At 50.9% G+C, this 1,439-nt stretch carries 3 protein-coding genes; all 3 read left to right on the top strand.

The features are described 5' to 3' along the window. Positions 1-548: hypothetical protein (locus D6694_11500; protein RMH39066.1), on the top strand; the 548-nt coding region annotated here is incomplete at its 5' end. A gap of 18 nt (positions 549-566) precedes the next feature. Then, on the top strand, positions 567-983 hold the full coding sequence (locus tag D6694_11505) for a hypothetical protein (protein RMH39067.1): 417 nt from the start codon (positions 567-569) through the stop codon (positions 981-983). 123 nt (positions 984-1,106) lie between these two features. Further along, positions 1,107-1,439, top strand: a 333-nt coding sequence (locus tag D6694_11510) for an RHS repeat-associated core domain-containing protein (GenBank protein ID RMH39068.1), incomplete at its 3' end; no start/stop codon positions are given.

Raw genomic sequence — 1,439 nt, forward strand, 5'->3', positions numbered from 1 at the left:
CGGGTAGTTCCGGTTCCTTGCCGCCGGAGATGATGCCGGAACCCGACGGCATGATGATGGGGGAGGGGAAGGAAAGATGTAAGGGAGTTATTCCTGGTTCCGTTGCGGGAGGACTTCTTGAGGACCCAAAGGATCGCTTTGCTATTTTCCATGTGGCAAGCGAAGTTTCTGGGAGGGTCCAGTTTCATGCAGAGTTTCACGGACAGAATATAGCTCTTGGCGCAGTATTGTCTAGAGATTCGCAAGGGGTCCTCCGAGCTGGAGAAATTAGTACTAATGTTGTACGCGGGCTAGTGGAACTTGGCTCCGAGTCTCTTTTTGGGTGTTTTGCTGGATGCTTGGGGCCTATCAGTGGTGCAGAGGCGCTTGTGGTGGTCGTTTCATCATTTCAGGATCAAGAGAGTGTCTTAAGGGGAATACCTCTTGATTTTGGTGGGTTGGCGGAGTCAGTCGATGCTCCAGTTTTTGTGTTTTCTCCCCGGGATAGGGGGATAACAGTGTTCGAGAAAGGGCTCCCGCCGGCTCGTGTCAGGTGCCGTGGCCAATAGGATGCAGGGTTGATAACGATGAGAGCGCTATGCCTACTTCCAATTCTGGCTATTCTTGGAATGGCTCCTATTGAAGAGAGGGTAGTTTCCTACGGTTCCGATGCAGGAAAAAGAATAAATTACTTGTCTATATCTATAATAAGGTTGATTGCCGACCCTTGGCCTTTTGTTGGGTTAAATGTATCGGTGAAGGGATATATGAAGGGGGGGTTCATATTCCCTACAAAGGGGTTTGCAGATTCACATGATTATCAGTCTGCAATCAACGTTGACTTTGGAGACAGTGTTAATACAGAAAATATAAATTTATGTCAAGAAAAATATGTTGAATTAAAAGGATTATTAAAGAGAAATATTAATGAGCTGTATAATTTTCATATTAAGGTCGATATAATAACCCGAATCTCTGATGGGTATATATGCGTAAAAAAATAAGAGCTACAAATGCTTGGTCTTCGTGTGTCGCTATCGGGCGGAGTGCTGCGGCCTGCATGGCATGGACAAGACAGAGCGGTTTTCTAAGCTCCGATACGTCAGAGTGCTCTCCGACGCCAAACGTTGCACTGTGCCGCTTTGCAGCAGGTGGAGCAGACGAGCTATGATGCGGCTTCGCGTCCCGTGTGCCGGGCGGTGCGGATGAACCCGGCGGTGTTTGGCGCGCTGCCTGATGCGTGCAGTCTGTCGAGTCCGGGGTCTTCGGGTTTCGATCGGGTGACGAAGAGCGGCTATGATGCGGCGGGCCAGCTGGTATCGGTGAGGGCGGCGGTGGGTCTGTCGTCGGAGCAGGTGAGCGCGACGCTGACCTGGACGGCGAACGGGCTGGTGAAGACGGTCAAGGACGCGAAGGGCAATCTGACGACCTTCGAGTACGACGGCTTCGACCGTCTGATC

This window comes from Gammaproteobacteria bacterium (assembly GCA_003696665.1).
Taxonomy (GTDB): Bacteria; Pseudomonadota; Gammaproteobacteria; order Enterobacterales.